This window comes from Pantoea sp. Ep11b, assembly GCF_040783975.1.
Lineage (GTDB): Bacteria > Pseudomonadota > Gammaproteobacteria > Enterobacterales > Enterobacteriaceae > Pantoea.
This window is the reverse complement of the sequence record NZ_CP160631.1, coordinates 2,526,410-2,544,915: the sequence shown is the minus strand read 5'-3', so window position 1 is coordinate 2,544,915 and position 18,506 is coordinate 2,526,410. Positions and strand designations below refer to the sequence as shown.

Sequence of the window (18,506 nt, the reverse complement as noted above, 5' to 3'; positions counted from 1 at the left end):
CGCGCGGCAGCCAGCAAGGCCGCCGCCATTGGCCGTCGCGCTGGCTGACGGCCAGTCTGAAATATGCGCCCGCGCCCGGTTTTAATGGTGACGCAGGCTATATCCGCTATAGGGCGTCTGGTATGATGAGTGCCCATCATGATTAGAAAAGCAACGAGAACACATTGCTATGGTTATAAAGGCTCAGAGTCCAGCGGGATTTGCTGAAGAGTATATTATTGAAAGCATCTGGAACAGTCGCTTTCCGCCCGGGTCGATTCTTCCTGCTGAGCGTGAGCTTTCTGAATTGATTGGGGTGACGCGCACCACACTGCGTGAAGTGCTGCAGCGCCTGGCGCGCGATGGCTGGCTTACGATCCAGCACGGTAAGCCAACGCGGGTAAACGACTTCTGGGAAACGTCCGGGCTGAACATCCTGGAAACCCTGGCCCGTCTCGATCACGACAGCGTGCCGGTGCTGATCGACAACCTGCTGTCGGTGCGCAGTAACATTTCATCGATCTTTATCAGCCGGGCCCTGCGCCACCATCCCGATAAAGCGCGTGAAGTGCTGGAAACGGTCAGCGCAGTCGCCGACCAGGCGGATGCCTATACTGAACTCGACTATCGGGTCTTCCGGGGCCTGGCCTTTGCCTCAGGCAACCCGATTTACGGCCTGATCCTGAATGGGCTGAAAGGTCTCTATACGCGCGTGGGTCGCCACTACTTTTCCAACCCTGAAGCCCGACAGGTGGCGCGTGATTTCTATCTGAAGCTGCTGGCGCTGTGCGACACCTCGCCAGGGCAGGATGAGATTGTTGAGGTGGTGCGTAACTATGGCCGCCGCAGCGGTGAGATCTGGCACAGCATGCAGAAGAACCTGCCTGACGATCTCGGCAACAAACGTTAAAAAAAACCGGACTTCGCGTCCGGTTTTTTTTATCTCTTCAGAGTGCAACGCCGCGTGGCGGATTGCGGTCCAGCAGCTCGACGCTGCCATCCTCATTCTGCTGTTCGAGTATCACATCAAATCCCCACAGGCGATGAACATGCTTCAGCACTTCGCGACGGCTCTTATCCAGCGGCGTGCGGCCCTGCGGCACATAGCGCAGCGTCAGTGAGCGGTCGCCACGCAGATCGACGTTATAGACCTGAATATTGGGTTCCAGATTACTCAGGTTGTACTGGGCCGAGAGCTGCTGGCGAATGGCCCGGTAGCCTGCCTCATCGTGGATCGCGGCGATTTCAAGGTAGTTATTGCGGTCATCGTCCAGTACGGTGAAGAGACGGAAATCGCGCATCACCTTCGGCGAGAGGAACTGACTGATGAAGCTCTCATCCTTGAACTCGCGCATGGCGAAATGCAGCGTTTCCAGCCAGTCGGATCCGGCGATATCCGGGAACCAGTAGCGATCCTCTTCCGTCGGCGACTGACAGATACGCTTGATGTCCTGCATCATGGCAAAGCCTAATGCGTAAGGATTGATGCCGTTGTACCACTGACTGTTATAGGGCGGCTGATAAACGACGTTGGTGTGGCTGTGCAGGAACTCCATCATAAAGCGTTCCGACACTTTACCCTCATCGTAGAGGTGATTAAGAATGGTGTAGTGCCAGAAGGTGGCCCAGCCCTCGTTCATCACCTGAGTCTGTTTCTGGGGATAGAAATACTGGCTGACCTTGCGCACGATGCGCAGGATCTCGCGCTGCCACGGCTCCAGCAGCGGGGCGTTTTTCTCCATAAAGTAGAGCAGGTTTTCCTGCGGCTCAGAGGGATAGCGCGCAGCTTCAAAGGGCACCGCCTCTTTCTCACGGCGCGGCAGCGTGCGCCAGAGCGTATTTACCTGACTCTGCAGATACTCTTCACGGCTCTTCTGCCGCGCCTTCTCCTCCTGCAGAGAGATTTTCTGCGGGCGTTTATAGCGATCGACGCCATAATTCATTAAGGCGTGACAGGAGTCGAGCAGGCGTTCGACCTCTTCAACGCCGTAGCGCTCTTCGCAGTCGCTGATGTAATTTTTCGCAAACAGCAGGTAGTCAACGATCGATCCGGCGTCAGTCCAGCTGCGGAACAGATAGTTATTTTTAAAGAATGAGTTGTGACCGTAGCAGGCATGCGCCATCACCAGCGCCTGCATGGTCATGGTGTTCTCTTCCATCAGATAGGCGATGCAGGGATTGGAGTTAATGACGATTTCATAGGCCAGGCCCTGCTGCCCATGTTTGTAACGCTGCTCGGTCTCGATAAACTTTTTACCGAATGACCAGTGAGAGTAGTTGATCGGCATACCTACGCTGGAATAGGCATCCATCATCTGTTCAGAGGTAATGACTTCGATCTGGTGCGGGTAGGTATCCAGCCGGTAGAGTTTTGCGACCCGGTCGATCTCGGCTAAATAGACATCCAGCAGTTCGAATGTCCAGTCTGGTCCGTCGTTGAGTCGTTTGCTGTCTCTGATGGCTTCGTCAAAGATTATCGTCATAGCGCACCTCTTGTTTGCAAACCGGCTGACCCGAGAGACAACCCGTTCTGGTTATTTAAGGCTTCGTCCTGAAAAAGGGAACCCAAAAAAACTAGGCGAACACAACAATGATAGCCCACTGTCGCCTATCCGAAATGCGAACTCAAACGAAATCTTTGGCACAAAATCATTCAGATAGAAGCAAAGGCATATTTAACCGTTTTTCATCCGGGCTATGGCGCCGATCACGGAATATCATCCTGTTTATAAGCAGAATGTATGGGGTTGAAGGATTCTCCTGAAACAGGCAGATTTCACTGCGTTTGTTGTCATTTATTTCTGCATTTAAGGATTAAGACGCATAAATTGCTGAAATGAGCCGTGCCATAAGATTTCAGTTACCTGAAAAGTAAAAAAGATGTGAAATAGAAGATGAAATTCCGGGGTGATATCCGCTGTGTTAATCCGCTGGTTATCATCATTTGAACAGTGAATTATGCTTTTAGAGGTCGGGTGGGGGAGCTATGCACGTTGTCATTCTTGGAAGTGGGGTAGTCGGTGTGGCCAGCGCCTGGTATCTGGCCCGTGCCGGACATCAGGTTACCGTTATCGATCGTCAGCCTGCGGCGGCGATGGAAACCAGTGCGGGTAATGCCGGACAGATCTCACCGGGCTATGCGGCCCCCTGGGCGGCCCCCGGCGTACCCCTGAAGGCGGTGAAATGGATGTTCCAGCGTCATGCGCCGCTGGCTATCCGGCTGGATGGCAGCAGTTTCCAGCTGGAGTGGATGTGGCACATGCTGCGCAACTGCGACATCAACCACTATCAGCAGAACAAAAGCCGGATGGTGCGGATCGCCGAATACAGCCGTGACTGCCTGAAAGCGTTGCGCAGTGAAACCGGCATCGCCTATGAGGGCCGTCAGGGCGGCACGCTGCAGCTCTTCCGCACCCAGCAGCAGTTCGACAGCGCCAGCAAGGATATTGCCGTGCTGCGTGATGCGGGCGTGCCCTATGAGCTGTTAGAGGCGCACGAGCTGTCGCGCGTTGAACCGGCGCTGGCGGCGACCCGGCATAAGCTCACGGGCGGCTTGCGCCTGCCTAACGATGAAACCGGCGACTGCCAGCTCTTTACACAGCGGCTGGCGAAGATGGCCGAAGAGGCGGGCGTGATCTTCCGCTATAACACCACCGTTGACCACCTGCTGCGCGATGGCAACCGCATCTATGGCGTGAAGTGCGGCGACGAGATCGTTAAAGCAGACAGCTACGTGGTGGCGTTTGGCTCCTACTCGACTGCGCTGCTGAAGAATGTCATCGACATTCCGGTCTATCCGCTGAAAGGCTACTCGCTGACCATTCCGATTAAAAACCCGGATGCGGCGCCAGTGTCAACCATCCTGGATGAGACCTACAAAGTGGCGGTAACCCGCTTCGACGATCGCATCCGCGTAGGGGGAATGGCGGAAATTGTTGGTTTTAACACCAGACTCACCGAAGCGCGGCGGGAAACGCTGGAGATGGTCGTCAGTGATCTCTATCCTGAAGGCGGTCATGTCGCACAGGCGAGTTTCTGGACCGGCCTGCGCCCGATGACGCCAGACGGAACGCCAATCGTAGGTGCCACGCCCATCTCTAACCTCTACCTGAATACCGGTCACGGTACGCTGGGCTGGACAATGGCGTGTGGATCGGGTCAGCTGCTGGCCGATCTCATCTCCGGTAAAAAACCCGCCATCGCTGCCGATGACCTGGCGGTGTTCCGCTACTTACCCGGCTTCGCGGCGGCGTCATCCCCGCTGCGTAACGCTAACGCAACTCGTTAAGTATTCAGGGAGAGGAAGATGTCACGTCCGATTGTCGCGACCATTAACCAGCAGGCGTTACGTCATAACCTGACGATTGTGCGCCAGGCAGCCCCCGCATCCCGCGTCTGGTCAGTGGTCAAAGCGAATGCCTACGGCCACGGCATAGATCGCGTGCGCGAAGCGTTGTCTGCCACCGACGGCTTTGCGTTGCTTAATATGGAAGAGGCGATACAGCTGCGTGAGCAGGGCTGGAAAAAACCGATTCTGCTGCTGGAGGGCTTTTTTCATCCCGACGATCTGCAGCTGATCGACCGCTATCGCCTGACAACCAGTGTTCACAGCAACTGGCAGATCAACGCGCTGGCCGCGGCCAGGCTCTCTGCGCCCGTGGATATCTATCTCAAGGTTAACAGCGGCATGAACCGACTGGGCTTCCGCCCGGAACAGGTCAGTAACGCATGGCAGAAGCTGCGCGCGCTGAATAACGTGGGTGAGATGACGCTGATGGCACACTTTGCCGATGCGGAGAATCCCGAGGGGCTGATTGCCCCGCTGCAGCGCATTGAGCAGGCGGCCGAAGGGCTGAACTGCCCGCGTTCTCTCTCCAACTCCGCCTGTACCCTGTGGCACCCTGAAGCGCACTATGACTGGATTCGCCCTGGCATCGTGCTTTATGGGGCCTCGCCCAGCGGCGACTGGCAGGATATCGCGGGCAGCGGCCTGCAGCCGGTGATGACCCTGAGCAGCGAGATTATCGCGGTGCAGCAGCTTCAGGCGGGTGATGGCGTCGGCTACGGCTACCGCTACCGGGCCAGCAGTGCCCAGCGAATCGGTGTCGTCGCCTGTGGCTACGCCGACGGCTATCCGCGTCATGCGCCAACCGGCACCCCCGTCTGCGTGGATGGCGTGATGACCCAGGTGGTGGGCGCGGTTTCCATGGATATGATTACGGTGGACCTGACCCCCTGTCCTCAGGCGGGCATCGGCTCTGCCGTCGAGCTGTGGGGCGAGCAGGTCAAAATCGATCAGGTCGCCAAAGCGGCCGGAACGGTAGGGTACGAGCTGATGTGCGCGCTCGCCCCCCGCGTGCCGGTAACGGCTATTTAAGCGCGGTCAGCGTGCCGCGCATCTTCCTGCTGCAGCGCCAGGCGATGAACGCCAGCGCTGCACCCACCAGCATCATCAGGCTCAGTGAGAGCTTCTCTGCCACCGGCAGCGCCACGATAATCAGGCTGCCTGCCGCACCCCCTGCCATCTGAATAAAGCCCTGCAGGGCCGACGCAACGCCCGCCTGCTGCTGATACGGTTCCAGCGCATAGCTGGTGGCAGGCCCCACGGTAAAGGCCAGTCCGGCCACCGCCACGGCGACCGGGAACATATAGAGCGCCCAGTGGGTCTGCAGCGCGGCCGGAAAGATCTGCATACCGGCCACCAGCAGCAGCGCGCCCAGCAGCATGGTCAGGAAACCCATCGCCAGACAGAACGGGCGTCCCGCTTTACGAATCGCTTTGTTGACGAACATGCTGACAAACATGATCCAGAAGCCGTTCGCGCCAAACGCAAAGGAGAACTGGATTGGGGTCAGGCCACCTTCGCTCATCAACACCTGCGGTGCCAGCGATACATAGGTCAGCACCATACCCAGGGCGCCGGCATTGGCAAAGGCAAACGCCAGAAAGCGGGGCTGACGCAGGATCGCGGCATACTGTTTAACCGGCAACCCTTTGACGCGCAGGGTATCCGCCGGGCGGGTCTCCGGCAGCCAGATCAGCACCAGCAGCGTAATCAGCGCGCCGTAGCCACAGAGGAACCAGAAGGGCGCGCGCCAGTCGAAGGCGCTGGCCAGCAGGCCCCCCAGCAGCGGCGCCAGGGCCGGAACGATATTCAGCGCACCATTCAGAAAGCCATAGGCACGGGCCGCATCATCCCCGCTGAGCCGGTCACGCACGCCGCTGAAGGCCACAACCGCGCTGCAGCAGACGCCACAGCCCTGCACCAGGCGGGCGATGACAAACAGCGGGAAAGAGGTGGCGGTTGCCGCGATGGCGCTGCCGGTAATGTAGAGCGCCAGGCCCAGCAGCGCGATCGGCTTACGGCCGTAGTTATCCACCAGCGGACCGGTGACCAGTTGTCCCAGCCCCATCACCAGCAGGAACAGGGGAATGGTGGTCTGCACCAGGGTAACCGGCGTATTCAGCCCGACCGCGATTTGCGGCAGCGTGGGCAAATAGAGATCGATGCCTAAAGGTGCCAGCAGCACCAGGCTTAATAAAAGCAGAGTAAATTTTTGCATAACAACCAGAGGGTAAACGGTCTGTTAAAAAACGATCGCAAAGGGTAATGATTCAGGGGCAAAAAAGATAGAGGAAAGGGGTGCGGAAAGTGCGATGCCTGCCGTAAACAGGCATCGCTGGGTCAGACTCAGTAGGCACCGTCGCGGCGCAGCACCACACCGGCGGTTTTAAACAGAATGGCGACGTCGGTCCAGAGCGCCCAGTTCTTCACATACCAGGAGTCAAAATAGACCCGGGTATCGTAGTCGATGTCGTTTCGTCCGCTTACCTGCCAGAGTCCTGTCATGCCCGGTTTAGCCATCAGGTAATAATCCACGTCACCGGCATAACGCTCCAGCTCCGCTTCAATCACCGGACGCGGGCCGACCAGGCTCATCTCACCGCGAATAACGTTCCACAGCTGCGGCAACTCATCAAGGCTGGTTTTACGCAGGAATCCACCAATGGCGGTAATACGCGGATCGTTCTTCAGTTTGAAGTCTTTGTCCCACTCTCTGCGCGCCTCTTCGCTGGTCGCCAGCAGCTTCTCCAGCACTTCTCTGGAGTTGGTCACCATCGAACGGAACTTCAGGCACTTAAATTTTTTGCCGTTCTGACCGACACGCTCATGACCATAGATCGCATTGCCGCCATCCCGCTTCACCATAAAGCAGAGCAGGGCGAAGACAGGAGCGAGGAACAGCAGCAGCATCGACGCCACCACGATATCAAAGGCGCGCTTCATGAAACGAGAAGAGTGCTTCGCCAGATTATTGCTGACGCGCAGGATCATCACTTCATGGCTGAAAATAAATGACATGTCGGTGCCATAAAGTGGCACGCCGCGCAGCGTCGGGATCACGGAGACCGATCGGCAGTTCATCTTCGAGAGGAACTTCAGCCAGCGGTCGCGCATCGGCTGCTGCTCATACTCCATGGCCACGATAAACTGCACGTTGTCACGGTCGATGGTCTGCCAGTTAATATCTTTCCAGGTGATCACCGGTACGCCATTGACACTCTGTTCAGCTGGAACATCATCCACCGAGATAAACGCCTGCACGTTGTAGCCCAGAATCTCTTCACTCTGCAGCGCCGCATAGGCTTCGGTGGCGTTACGGCCGGAACCGATGATGATCGTCTCTTTCTGCCACTGGCCCGCCTTGTTGATGGCGCGTTTGACCATCGCCCGCATCAGCGGCAGCAGCAGCAGCGCATAAGTCCAGCTGAAGACCCACACCATGCGCGAGAAGTCCCACTTCGAGAAGGCAATCAGCGCGAGGTCGAGCAGTGAGAAAACAAATAAGGTTTTGACGATCTCTTTCAGCTCAAACCAGAAAGGTTTGCGGTAGGTGTAATGGCGCAGACGGACCCAGAACCAGCCGGTACAGAGCACCGACATAATAAACTGCGCGATAAAACGATATTCAATCTGATGCGGGGGAATAAAGGTGTCCAGCTCGCCCCAAATACCCTGTATTGTGGCGGCAGATAAAAACAAAGCCAGATTAAGTGCAATCAGATCGGAAAAACTCAGGGCGAATTTCACGATGATATTTTTGCGCGTGCCGCTCCACGAGCGGCTCGGGCTATTCATTATCAATGTACTTGCCATAAAACCTGCTCTCTTTCTTAAGTAAAAGATGGCCTGATCAGAATCAGGTACGCGCTCAGGAGTGGGCTGCTGAAAATTCAAAAAGTCATTTTCAGGCTGGTGCAGTCAGTCAAGCCAGTACAGCTGCAAAAAGATAACGATTAAAGCGTGATGGTACTCACGAAATGTTGCAGCATTGAGAATGAGTATGCAGGAGATATTTGACAGAGTTAATACGGAAAAAATCTGAAAACCGCGAAAGTGATTAAAGTTTTAAATGGCTAAGCTGATGATTAATTGAGATAAAATAAGAGTGCAGTCAATTATAACCAAACCGTTTAAGACGCTTTTTAGGAATTACCGCCAGTACTTCAGACTGGCGGTAATGAAAAAATTCAGGCAGGTTTTTTTAAAATCCAGCGGTCCTGCTGTTTATCATAATGACCGATTTGCAGATCCACCGGTTCCCCATCAATCCAGGCTGGCACGCTGGTATCGCGATCCCATCCGTCGAGTTGGGTAATTAAGCCGGGATTGGTATGGCAGGGGATACTGACGGTGTCGGTGTTCTCACCGTCAAGATCGGCATCAACAATCTCATAACGACCAATTTTAACGACGTGTCCCATTCATTTCTCCCGTTTTTTACTGACACAGAGCATTAAGCTTAGCGTATCAGCAGAAAATAACGTCACTGAATGATTAGGATTATTCCTTCTCTTCAGCCGGACGGACACCAATCTTAACGATGCGGTTATCCTCTTTCTCCGCAACGGTCCACGTCAGCTGATTCCACTCAACCTGGTCGCCGACGACCGGCGCGCCGCCCAGCATCGCCAGCACCAGTTGCCCCAGCGACTGCTGATCGTTGGTGCTCTCATCCAGCTCAAGGCCGTAGATCTGCGCAACGTCACGCAGACGCGCCTCTGCATCCAGAATAAAGTCGCCGAAGAAGCGCTGGTCGAGTGAAACCGGCGGCGTCTGACTGAACATCTTGCCCAGCGCAGGCAGGTCGCGCTCACGACCGATGACGCAGATCACGTCGTTCTCTTTAAGCCGCGTGCCGCCATTGGGGTGCATCAGCACATTGTCACGGAACAGGGCGGCGATGCGGGTTTCTCGTGGCATCTGCAGATCGCGCAGGGCCGCGCCCACACACCACTTGTCTGCGCTGAGCTGATAGACAAACTGCTCCCACGGATTCTCCGGATGGATATCCAGACCGATCCGGCTGATGGGCGAGGCGGTCGGCGGCACCACCACTTTGGCTTTTTTGGCAGCAAAGCCCAGCGAGGTACCCTGCAGCATCAGGGAGACCAGCACCACAAAGAAGGCGATATTAAAATAGAGCGAGGCATTCTCTAATCCGGCCATCATCGGGAATACCGCCAGAATGATCGGCACCGCGCCGCGCAAGCCGACCCAGCTGATAAAGAACCGTTCGCGGGTGGTGAAGCTGCGGAACGGCAGCAGGCCGATAAAGACCGACAGCGGACGCGCCACCAGAATCAGCCACAGCGAAAGGATCATCGCGGGCAGGGCGATGTGCCAGAGATCGGACGGCGTCACCAGCAGCCCCAGCACGATGAACATGCCAATCTGACTGAGCCACGCCATCCCGTCAAAGGTCTGCAGGATGCCGTGACGGTTGCGAATCGGGCTGTTGCCCAGCAGAAAGCCGCACAGATAGACAGCGAGAATGCCGCTGCCCTCTAACACCGTTGTCAGGGCGAACACCAGTATCCCGCCGCTCAACGCCAGCAGCGGATAGAGCCCCCCGGCAAGGCTGATGCGGTTAATGAGCTGCTGCAGCGCCCAGCCGCCACCCAGACCCAGCACGATACCCAGACCGAACTGCTGCACCAGATGTACCAAGAACATCCAGTCGAGGCCGCTGCGGCCCTGCTCGATCATCTCGATCAGGGTGATGGTCAGAAAGACCGCCATCGGGTCATTACTGCCCGATTCAATCTCCAGAGTGGAGCTGACACGTTCATTCAGCCCTTTGTCACCCAGCAGTGAAAAGACGGCGGCGGCATCGGTGGAGCCGATAATCGCGCCGATCAGGAAGCCCTGCATCATATCGAGGTTAAACAGCCAGGCGGCCACTACACCCGTCAGACCGGCGGTAATCATCACGCCGACGGTCGCCAGCGACAGTGCCGGGCCGAGCGCCACCTTAAACGAGCTGGCTTTGGTGCGCATTCCGCCATCCAGCAGGATGATGGCCAGCGCCAGGTTTGAGATCAGATAGGCTGCCGGGTAGTTATCGAAGGCGATACCGCCGATGCCATCCACCCCGGTCAGCATACCCAGCGCGAGGAAGATCACCAGAATCGGGATCCCCAGCCGGGAAGAGAAGGAACTTAGCAAAATACTCGATGCTACCAGCACGGAACCGATGATAAACAGACTGTAGACAATAGTGTGGTTCAAACCCGGTCTCCTGAGATATGACAGTGCGAAGGCGCAACTGGTGACAAATATCCATGCTATCTCTGAAAGATAATGTTTTATCAAGGAGTTGTCATTGTGAAAATGCGTATTATACGAATTGCTTAACCCATTGCGGTATCAGATTAATGTGAAGAATGAGGGGGTTGGCAGGCAAGTGGAGGAAAAGAGACTGTTTTAACAGGTTATTCGGCTGATAAAAAAAGCCGGTGATAAACCGGCTCAGGGGATACAGCCTGTCAAAGCGAGAGACGCTTTTGTCTTCAGCAACGCAGCACGGAGCTCAGATCGCCCGCATCCGGCCGCCAGAAATGACGTTTTCGCACAGTGCACACAGACCCGGATCGCGCCGTGAGGCGTTTCAGCGCTTCTGCAGCGTCAGGCCTCCGTTGCCTGCTTATGAAACAGCGAACGAAATACCGGATAGATATCTTCCGGCTCACGAATATGTTCAATCGCAAAGTTATCGAACGTCGCCTGCAGATGTTCATATTCGCGCCACAGCGTCTGATGTGCGCGACGGGTGATCTCAATGTAACTGTAGTAACGCACCACCGGCAGAATCTGCTTCGCCAGGATTTCATGGCAGAGTGGTGAATCGTCGGCCCAGTTATCGCCATCGGACGCCTGAGCAGCATAGATATTCCACTGCGCCGGGTCATAACGCTCTTTGACCACCTCATCCATCAGCTTCAGGGCACTGGAGACGATGGTGCCGCCGGTTTCCTGCGAATAGAAGAACTCCTGTTCATCCACCTCTTTCGCCTGAGTGTGATGGCGGATATAAACCACATCCACGTTTTTGTAGGTGCGGCTCAGGAACAGGTAGAGCAGGATATAAAAGCGTTTTGCCATATCCTTGGTGGCCTGATCCATAGAGCCGGAAACGTCCATCAGACAGAACATTACGGCCTGGCTGGAGGGCTCCGGGCGTTTCTCGAAGTTCTTGTAGCGCAGATCGAAAGTGTCGATAAAGGGCACCCGGTCGATGCGCGCCCGCAGCTCGGCAATCTCTTTGCGCAGCCGCTCCTCCTCCAGCAGCCGGGCCGGTTCGCTTTTCTGCACTTCCTGCAACGTCTCTTCCAGTTCATGCAGCATCCGGCGTTTACCCGCCGTCATCGCGGTACGCCGCGCCAGCGAGTTCTGCAGCGAACGCACGACGCTGATGTTGGCCGGCACGCCATTCGAGGTAAAACCGGCACGGTGGGTCTTGTACTCATTCATCTGGCGATGCTGGTTGCGGCGCAGGTTAGGCAGCGCCAGATCTTCGAACAGCAGATCCAGATACTCATCTTTGGAAATCTGAAAGACAAATTCGTCCTGACCCTCACCATCCTGACTGGCGTTGCCCTGGCCGCTGCCGCCGCCACCGCCGCCACCCTGCGGACGCTCTACGCGGTCATTCTGAACGAAATGGTCATTGCCCGGATGGACCCGATGGCGATTGCCGCCGCGGCCCTGATGAAAAATCGGCTCGTTAATGTCGTCGATAGGGATCGAGACAGACTCACCGCTGCTTACGTCGGTCACCGAGCGTTTATTGATGGCCTCGGAAATCGACTGCTTGATTTGAGACTTGTAGCGGCGCAAGAATCGCTGGCGGTTAACCGCGCTCTTGTTTTTGCCGTTAAGCCGGCGATCGATGAAATAGGCCATGGTATTCCCCCAAACTACATTGTAAGCAGGCCGGGCGAACCCGACCTTTCAGACCGGTATCACTTACCGGCAAGCTTACAGACTCTGATCAGGACGATTTACGCACACGCAGATACCATTCGCAGAGCAGACGAACCTGCTTGCGGGTATAGCCTTTTTCCATCATGCGATCGACAAAATCATCATGTTTTTTCTGCTCATCCGTCGAGGTCTTGGTGTTGAACGAGATGACCGGCAGCAACTCTTCCGTGTTAGAGAACATTTTCTTCTCAATCACGGTGCGCAGTTTCTCGTAACTGGTCCAGTTCGGATTGCGACCGTTGTTATGTGCCCGTGCGCGCAGCACAAAGTTAACGATCTCGTTACGGAAATCTTTAGGATTACTGATGCCGGCTGGCTTCTCGATTTTCTCCAGTTCCGCGTTAAGCGACTCACGGTCAAACAGCTGTCCGGTATCGGGATCGCGATACTCCTGATCCTGAATCCAGAAGTCGGCATAGGTGACATAGCGGTCAAAGATGTTCTGACCATATTCAGAGTAAGATTCCAGATAGGCAGTCTGAATCTCTTTGCCGATGAACTCCGCATATTTGGGGATCAGGTAGCCTTTAAGATGCTCAAGGTACTTCTCTGCCTGCTCCTGCGGGAACTGCTCGCGTTCAATCTGCTGCTCCAGCACGTAGAACAGATGCACCGGGTTAGCCGCCACCTCCGCGTGATCGAAGTTAAATACACGCGACAGGATCTTAAAGGCAAAGCGGGTGGAAAGACCGTTCATCCCCTCATCCACACCGGCGTAATCGTGGTACTCCTGCCAGGATTTCGCTTTGGGATCCGTGTCTTTCAGGCTTTCCCCATCATAAACCCGCATTTTGGAGTAGATGCTGGAGTTCTCAGGATCTTTCAGACGCGACAGGATAGAGAAGCGTGCCAATGTTTCCAGCGTGCCGGGTGCGCAGGGCGAGGTCGCCAGCTCACTGTGGGCAAGCAGCTTGTCGTAAATTTTGATCTCTTCAGAGACCCGCAGGCAGTAAGGCACTTTAACAATGTAGACGCGGTCCAGGAACGCCTCATTATTCTTGTTATTGCGGAACGTAACCCACTCAGATTCGTTGGAGTGCGCCAGAATAATGCCGTTAAACGGCAGCGCCGAGATCCCCTCGGTTCCGTTGTAGTTCCCCTCCTGAGTCGCCGTCAGTAACGGATGAAGCACCTTGATAGGGGCTTTGAACATCTCGACGAATTCCATGATGCCCTGGTTAGCGCGGCAGAGCGCACCGGAGTATCCGTAGGCATCGGGGTCGTTCTGGGCATGATTTTCCAGCTTGCGGATGTCCACTTTGCCGACCAGCGCAGAGATATCCTGGTTGTTCTCATCGCCCGGTTCGGTTTTGGCGATCGCCAGCTGCTCCAGAATCGACGGCCAGACCTTGACCACCTTGAAGCGTGAAATATCGCCACCGAAATCGTGCAGGCGCTTCGCCGCCCACGGCGACATAATCGTGCCCAGGTAACGACGCGGCACGCCATACTCTTTTTCAAGAATATGCGCATCTTCCTGGGGGTTGAACAGGCAAAGCGGATGGTCGTTCACCGGGCTGCGCTCGCCGTCGGCACTGAGCACATAGATCGGCACCCGCTGCATCAGCGACTTCAGCCGTTCCGCCAGGGAGGATTTACCGCCACCCACCGGGCCCAGCAGATAGAGGATCTGTTTCTTCTCTTCCAGTCCCTGGGCGGCATGTTTCAGGTAGGAGACGATCTGCTCAATCGCTTCCTCCATGCCGTAGAACTCCTCGAACGCCGGATAGCGTCCCATCACACGGTTGGAAAAGATTCTGGAAAGGCGTGGCTCCTGGGCAGTGTCGACCATTACCGGCTCACCGATAGCCATTAACAGTCGTTCTGCCGCGTTGGCGTATGCACTGCGATCCTGCTTACAGATGGCAAGAAATTCCTGCAGTGTGAACTCTTCGTCCTTGGCCGCTTCATAACGCTGACGATAGTGATCGAATATATTCATAGCGATGCCCGTCCTTTCGTTTTTAGCACAGGTAAGGAGCGTAATTAGAGGCTTGTAGCAGCTCCCGGAAGATATTCTTTGTTGAGTACAGCAACCCTTATGCCAACCTGATCTTTTTTATCGGTATACACAACGTTTGTGGTTACTCTGCTCGGTCAAAATCTCTGCTGTTACTTCTAACTGTAGATGGCTTCTAGGAAATTTCCTCCATGAGTTGGGGTGAAAAGGTGAGTGTTCAAAAGTAATTTGGTTTGTTGTGAGATGAGTTCATATCGGTGATGCTTTAACTTAACGTGTTTTTAACCTTTAATGCCACTTTATCTGGTGAGCGCCTTAAAGGATTTCGATATAAGTTAATCCAGCCGCGAAAAACCGTTAGACTTCCTGTTTGATTGTTATATTTATGGAATGAATAAATTGTGAACCAATTCAAATTTAAGACGCTTGTTGCTCTTCTGCCCTGTTATTTACTGATGCCGCAGGCAAATGCCGCTCCGCTTTCTGTGGGCGCATCAGTCATCTACGCTGAGTCACCTTATCGTGGTGGTCAGGACCGTTATCTTCCGGTTCCGGTGATCAACTATGAGGGCGAAAACTTCTGGTTTCGCAGCCTGCAGGGCGGTTACTACCTCTGGAAGGATCCCCAGGACCAGCTGTCGCTGACGCTGCTGGGTTCGCCGCAGGAGTACAAACCCAGTGACAACGATCTGGGTGACATGAAAGGACTGGATAAGCGCCGCATGACGCTGATGGGCGGCCTGACTTATCGTCACACCGCAGAGTGGGGGATTCTCCGCACCGCCTTACTGGGTGATGTCCTGAACAACAGCAACGGCATGATCTGGGACCTCACTTACCTCTATCGTTTCCAGCTGGGCGACTTCAGCCTGACGCCGGGTATCGGTGCGATGTGGAACAGCGCCAATCAGAACCGCTACTACTATGGCGTTTCAGGACATGAAAGCGCCCGTACCGGTATCAGCCGCTACAATCCGGATGACAGCTGGTCGCCTTATGTTGAGCTGACTGCCAGCTATCAGATTGCAACACAGTGGAACATCGGCATTACCGGACGCTATACCCGCTTCGACAGCGAAATCAAAGACAGCCCGATGATCGACAAGAGCGGGCAGGCGACCCTCTGGACGGGCGTCAGCTACAGCTTCTGATAACGCACTAAAAGAGGGCATTTACGGCCCTCTGTTCTTTTATGGGGCCTCGTGATGGGGCGGGAGGGCAGAATGCGAAACACGATTAATTTTGCCGGATTCGACGCGCTGCCGGTGATTGGGCAGGGCACCTGGTATATGGGCGAAACCGCCTCGCAGCGTGCCGCTGAAATCACGGCATTGCAGGCCGGGATTGATTGCGGACTGCGGCTTATCGATACCGCTGAAATGTATGCGGACGGCGGCGCTGAAGAGGTGGTCGGCGAGGCGCTGCGCGGACGTCGCGAGCAGGCGCTGCTGGTCTCTAAGGTCTATCCGTGGAACGCGGGTGAAGTGGATGCCATCGACGCCTGCGAGCGCAGTCTGCGTCGCCTGCAGACGGATTACCTCGACCTCTATCTGCTGCACTGGCGAGGCAACATTCCACTGGAAGAGACACTGCGCGCCATGGAGCGCCTGCAGCAGCAGGGCAAGATCCGTTACTGGGGCGTCTCGAACTTCGATAATGAGGATATGGCGGAACTGTGGGATGAGCCTGACGGCAATCAGTGCGCGACGAATCAGGTGCTTTATCATCTCGCGTCACGCGGGATTGAGTCTGACCTGTTGCCAGCCTGTCAACAGCGCGGGATGCCGGTCATGGCCTATTGCCCGCTGGCTCAGGCAGGCCGCTTGCGTGAATCGCTGTTTAGCAATCCATGTCTGACGCAGATTGCACAGCAAAAGGACATCAGCGTGGCGCAACTCCTGCTGGCCTGGGTCGTTCGGCAGCAGGGGGTGATCGCCATTCCCAAAGCCAGCTCAGTCGCTCACGTTCAGGACAATGCGGCGGCACTGGGGGTGATACTGACGGATGAGGAGCTGGCCAGCATCGATCGTGTCTGGCCAGCACCGCAGCACAGGGTGCCGCTGGATATAGTTTAGCTGCCTGCTTTATCGCTGGCTGCGGCTTTCTTCTTCAGGCGGAAGGTGGTGGCCAGCCGGGCCGGTTTTTCACCCGCACTACGCAACGGCTTGCTGATACGCGCGGTTTCCACACAGACCATAGTTTTATAGCCTTCATTTGCCATGTCGGCCATGCTGCAGGAGAGCTCCACACCCGGGTTCCAGGTGACAACGTCACTGTGATGATGATGGTAAACTTCGATCTGGCGCTGACCCTCGGTGTCATTGATGACGGTGCAATCCTGCGGAGCGGTAAAGATGCGGTCAACTCTGCCCGGATAACGCTGTCTGCCGTCGCTGCTGCCCACCTGCCCATCATTGACTTTATCGATGAAGCTGTCGCCCAGCCCGGAGACCTCAACGCCCTGAATATCGCTGACGGTGAAGTAGCTGTGCAGCGCCGCTGTCGCTTCGAAGTCGCCATAGGCTTCCAGCTCGATTTCGCAATGCTGACCCAGACGGAAGCGGGCAATCAGGGTGAAATCATACGGCCAGAGTTTCAGGGTCTGGGGATTGCTCTCCAGCACCAGCGTCAGCATCACACCCTCTTCATTTTCATCGTGAGCCGTCAGTTTCCACGGCTGGGTGCGGGCAAAGCCGTGCGCTGGTTCACCTGCCGGGCCAAACCACGGCCAGCAGATTGGCACTCCGCCGCGAATTGCCTTACCCGGCGCGAACAGGCTCCTGTCGCTCAGCCAGAGCACCGGTTTTTCACCGCTGGGCTGCCAGGCGATGAGATGCGCGCCCTGCAGCGTAATGGCTGCCCGGACCCTGGGATGGCTCACCACAATCGTCGGCAGGTCGCCAGCCTGACGCTGCGAAAGGTAAGGGGAGATCTGCGTGACCACCGGCAGAGAAAACAGTTTGTCTTGCATGTGCGATTCCTTCCTGTACGGATCAAAAAAAGGGCGACCGAAGTCGCCCTTATTCTCAATGATGTCTGGCTGCCTTATTTAGCAGAAACCAGTGCAATCAGGTCGAGAACTTTGTTTGAGTAGCCAGTTTCGTTGTCGTACCAGGAAACCAGTTTCACAAAGTTGTCGTTCAGCGCGATACCTGCTTTAGCATCAAATACGGAAGTCAGTACTTCGCCGTTGAAGTCGGTGGAAACCACGTCATCTTCAACATAGCCCAGCACGTCTTTCATCTCGCCTTCTGCTGCTGCTTTGATAGCTGCACAGATCTCTTTGTAAGAGGCCGCTTTTTCCAGACGCACGGTCAGGTCAACAACGGAAACGTTAGGAGTAGGAACGCGGAAAGCCATACCGGTCAGCTTGCCGTTCAGCTCTGGCAGGACTTTACCTACTGCTTTCGCTGCGCCGGTTGATGAAGGGATGATGTTCTGCGATGCGCCGCGGCCGCCGCGCCAGTCTTTGTGAGACGGGCCATCAACGGTTTTCTGCGTTGCGGTGGTCGCGTGAACAGTGGTCATCAGACCTTCAACGATACCAAACTTGTCGTTGATTACTTTTGCCAGTGGAGCCAGGCAGTTAGTGGTGCAGGATGCGTTAGAAACGATATCCTGGCCTTCATATTTGTCGAAGTTTGCACCACGAACAAACATTGGGGTGTCATCTTTAGATGGACCGGTCAGAACGACTTTCTTGGCACCTGCGGTGATGTGTTTACGCGCGGTTTCGTCGGTCAGGAAGATACCGGTTGCTTCAGCAACAACGTCAACGCCCACTTCATCCCACTTCAGGTTGGCTGGATCTTTCTCAGCGGTAACACGGATTTTCTTACCGTTCACAACCAGTGCGCCATCCTGAACTTCTACGGTGCCGTCGAAACGACCGTGAGTAGAGTCATACTTCAGCATGTACGCCATGTAATCCGCGTCCAGCAGGTCGTTGATAGCAACGATTTCGATGTCAGAACGTTTCTGAGCAGCACGGAAAACGATGCGACCGATACGGCCAAAACCGTTGATACCTACTTTGATAGTCATATATTCCACCAGCTATTTGTTAGTGAATAAAAGGTTGCCTGTAAAATTACAAAAACCTTACCAGGCGTCAAGCGGAATCGTGTCAATTGTTGCGACAAATCAATTCGCCTGAGAGGAATTATTCGATGCGCAACCGCTTGCGCGCCGCCAATGATATCGCGCTTCGTTGAATCAATCGCCGAATATATAGGGATG

At 55.5% G+C, this 18,506-nt stretch carries 14 protein-coding genes; 5 read left to right on the top strand and 9 right to left on the bottom strand.

Annotated features, from left to right (window positions below):
• Positions 1 to 169 precede the first annotated feature (169 nt).
• Positions 170 to 889 (top strand): fatty acid metabolism transcriptional regulator FadR, encoded by a 720-nt coding sequence (gene fadR / locus AB1748_RS12035; protein ID WP_111138884.1) that lies wholly within the window; start codon positions 170 to 172, stop codon positions 887 to 889.
• A gap of 37 nt (positions 890 to 926) precedes the next feature.
• Here fadR and AB1748_RS12030 read toward each other — a convergent pair whose 3' ends face one another.
• Complete coding sequence (locus AB1748_RS12030) at positions 927 to 2,462, bottom strand: SpoVR family protein (RefSeq protein ID WP_111138885.1); 1,536 nt, start codon at positions 2,460 to 2,462, stop codon at positions 927 to 929.
• A gap of 503 nt (positions 2,463 to 2,965) precedes the next feature.
• Here AB1748_RS12030 and AB1748_RS12025 point away from each other — a divergent pair.
• Entirely contained in the window at positions 2,966 to 4,267 is a 1,302-nt protein-coding gene (locus AB1748_RS12025; RefSeq protein WP_111138886.1) for a D-amino acid dehydrogenase, read from the top strand.
• 18 nt (positions 4,268 to 4,285) lie between these two features.
• A complete protein-coding gene (gene dadX / locus AB1748_RS12020) occupies positions 4,286 to 5,356 on the top strand; it encodes a catabolic alanine racemase DadX (RefSeq protein ID WP_293771093.1) in 1,071 nt (356 codons plus the stop codon).
• On the opposite strand, the gene AB1748_RS12015 is transcribed toward dadX, so the two are convergent.
• From AB1748_RS12015 to yeaG, 6 genes are all read right to left on the bottom strand, one after another.
• Positions 5,349 to 6,542, bottom strand: a complete 1,194-nt coding sequence (locus AB1748_RS12015; RefSeq protein ID WP_293771091.1) for a multidrug effflux MFS transporter — start codon at positions 6,540 to 6,542, stop codon at positions 5,349 to 5,351. The genes dadX and AB1748_RS12015 overlap by 8 nt on opposite strands.
• 128 nt (positions 6,543 to 6,670) lie before the next feature.
• Positions 6,671 to 8,137, bottom strand: a complete 1,467-nt coding sequence (gene wbaP, locus AB1748_RS12010; protein ID WP_111141822.1) for an undecaprenyl-phosphate galactose phosphotransferase WbaP — start codon at positions 8,135 to 8,137, stop codon at positions 6,671 to 6,673.
• Between the two features lie 374 nt (positions 8,138 to 8,511).
• On the bottom strand, positions 8,512 to 8,745 hold the full coding sequence (locus tag AB1748_RS12005; RefSeq protein WP_111141824.1) for a DUF1480 family protein: 234 nt from the start codon (positions 8,743 to 8,745) through the stop codon (positions 8,512 to 8,514).
• Between the two features lie 79 nt (positions 8,746 to 8,824).
• Positions 8,825 to 10,552, bottom strand: a complete 1,728-nt coding sequence (locus AB1748_RS12000; protein ID WP_293771088.1) for a potassium/proton antiporter — start codon at positions 10,550 to 10,552, stop codon at positions 8,825 to 8,827.
• Between the two features lie 396 nt (positions 10,553 to 10,948).
• Positions 10,949 to 12,226: a YeaH/YhbH family protein gene (locus AB1748_RS11995; protein WP_111141827.1), complete on the bottom strand. Its 1,278-nt coding sequence runs from the start codon at positions 12,224 to 12,226 to the stop codon at positions 10,949 to 10,951.
• Between the two features lie 88 nt (positions 12,227 to 12,314).
• Positions 12,315 to 14,249: a protein kinase YeaG gene (gene yeaG / locus AB1748_RS11990; RefSeq protein WP_111141829.1), complete on the bottom strand. Its 1,935-nt coding sequence runs from the start codon at positions 14,247 to 14,249 to the stop codon at positions 12,315 to 12,317.
• Positions 14,250 to 14,668: 419 nt separating this feature from the next.
• Here yeaG and AB1748_RS11985 point away from each other — a divergent pair, with 419 nt between their 5' ends.
• Both AB1748_RS11985 and AB1748_RS11980 read left to right on the top strand, forming a co-directional pair.
• Positions 14,669 to 15,418 (top strand): MipA/OmpV family protein, encoded by a 750-nt coding sequence (locus tag AB1748_RS11985; RefSeq protein ID WP_111141831.1) that lies wholly within the window; start codon positions 14,669 to 14,671, stop codon positions 15,416 to 15,418.
• A gap of 72 nt (positions 15,419 to 15,490) precedes the next feature.
• Complete coding sequence (locus AB1748_RS11980; protein WP_367395537.1) at positions 15,491 to 16,342, top strand: aldo/keto reductase; 852 nt, start codon at positions 15,491 to 15,493, stop codon at positions 16,340 to 16,342.
• Here the strand turns inward: AB1748_RS11980 and AB1748_RS11975 are convergent.
• A complete protein-coding gene (locus AB1748_RS11975) occupies positions 16,339 to 17,238 on the bottom strand; it encodes a D-hexose-6-phosphate mutarotase (RefSeq protein ID WP_367395536.1) in 900 nt (299 codons plus the stop codon). The genes AB1748_RS11980 and AB1748_RS11975 overlap by 4 nt on opposite strands.
• Before the next feature lie 74 nt (positions 17,239 to 17,312).
• Complete coding sequence (gapA, locus tag AB1748_RS11970; protein WP_111141837.1) at positions 17,313 to 18,311, bottom strand: glyceraldehyde-3-phosphate dehydrogenase; 999 nt, start codon at positions 18,309 to 18,311, stop codon at positions 17,313 to 17,315.
• Positions 18,312 to 18,506: the final 195 nt, after the last annotated feature.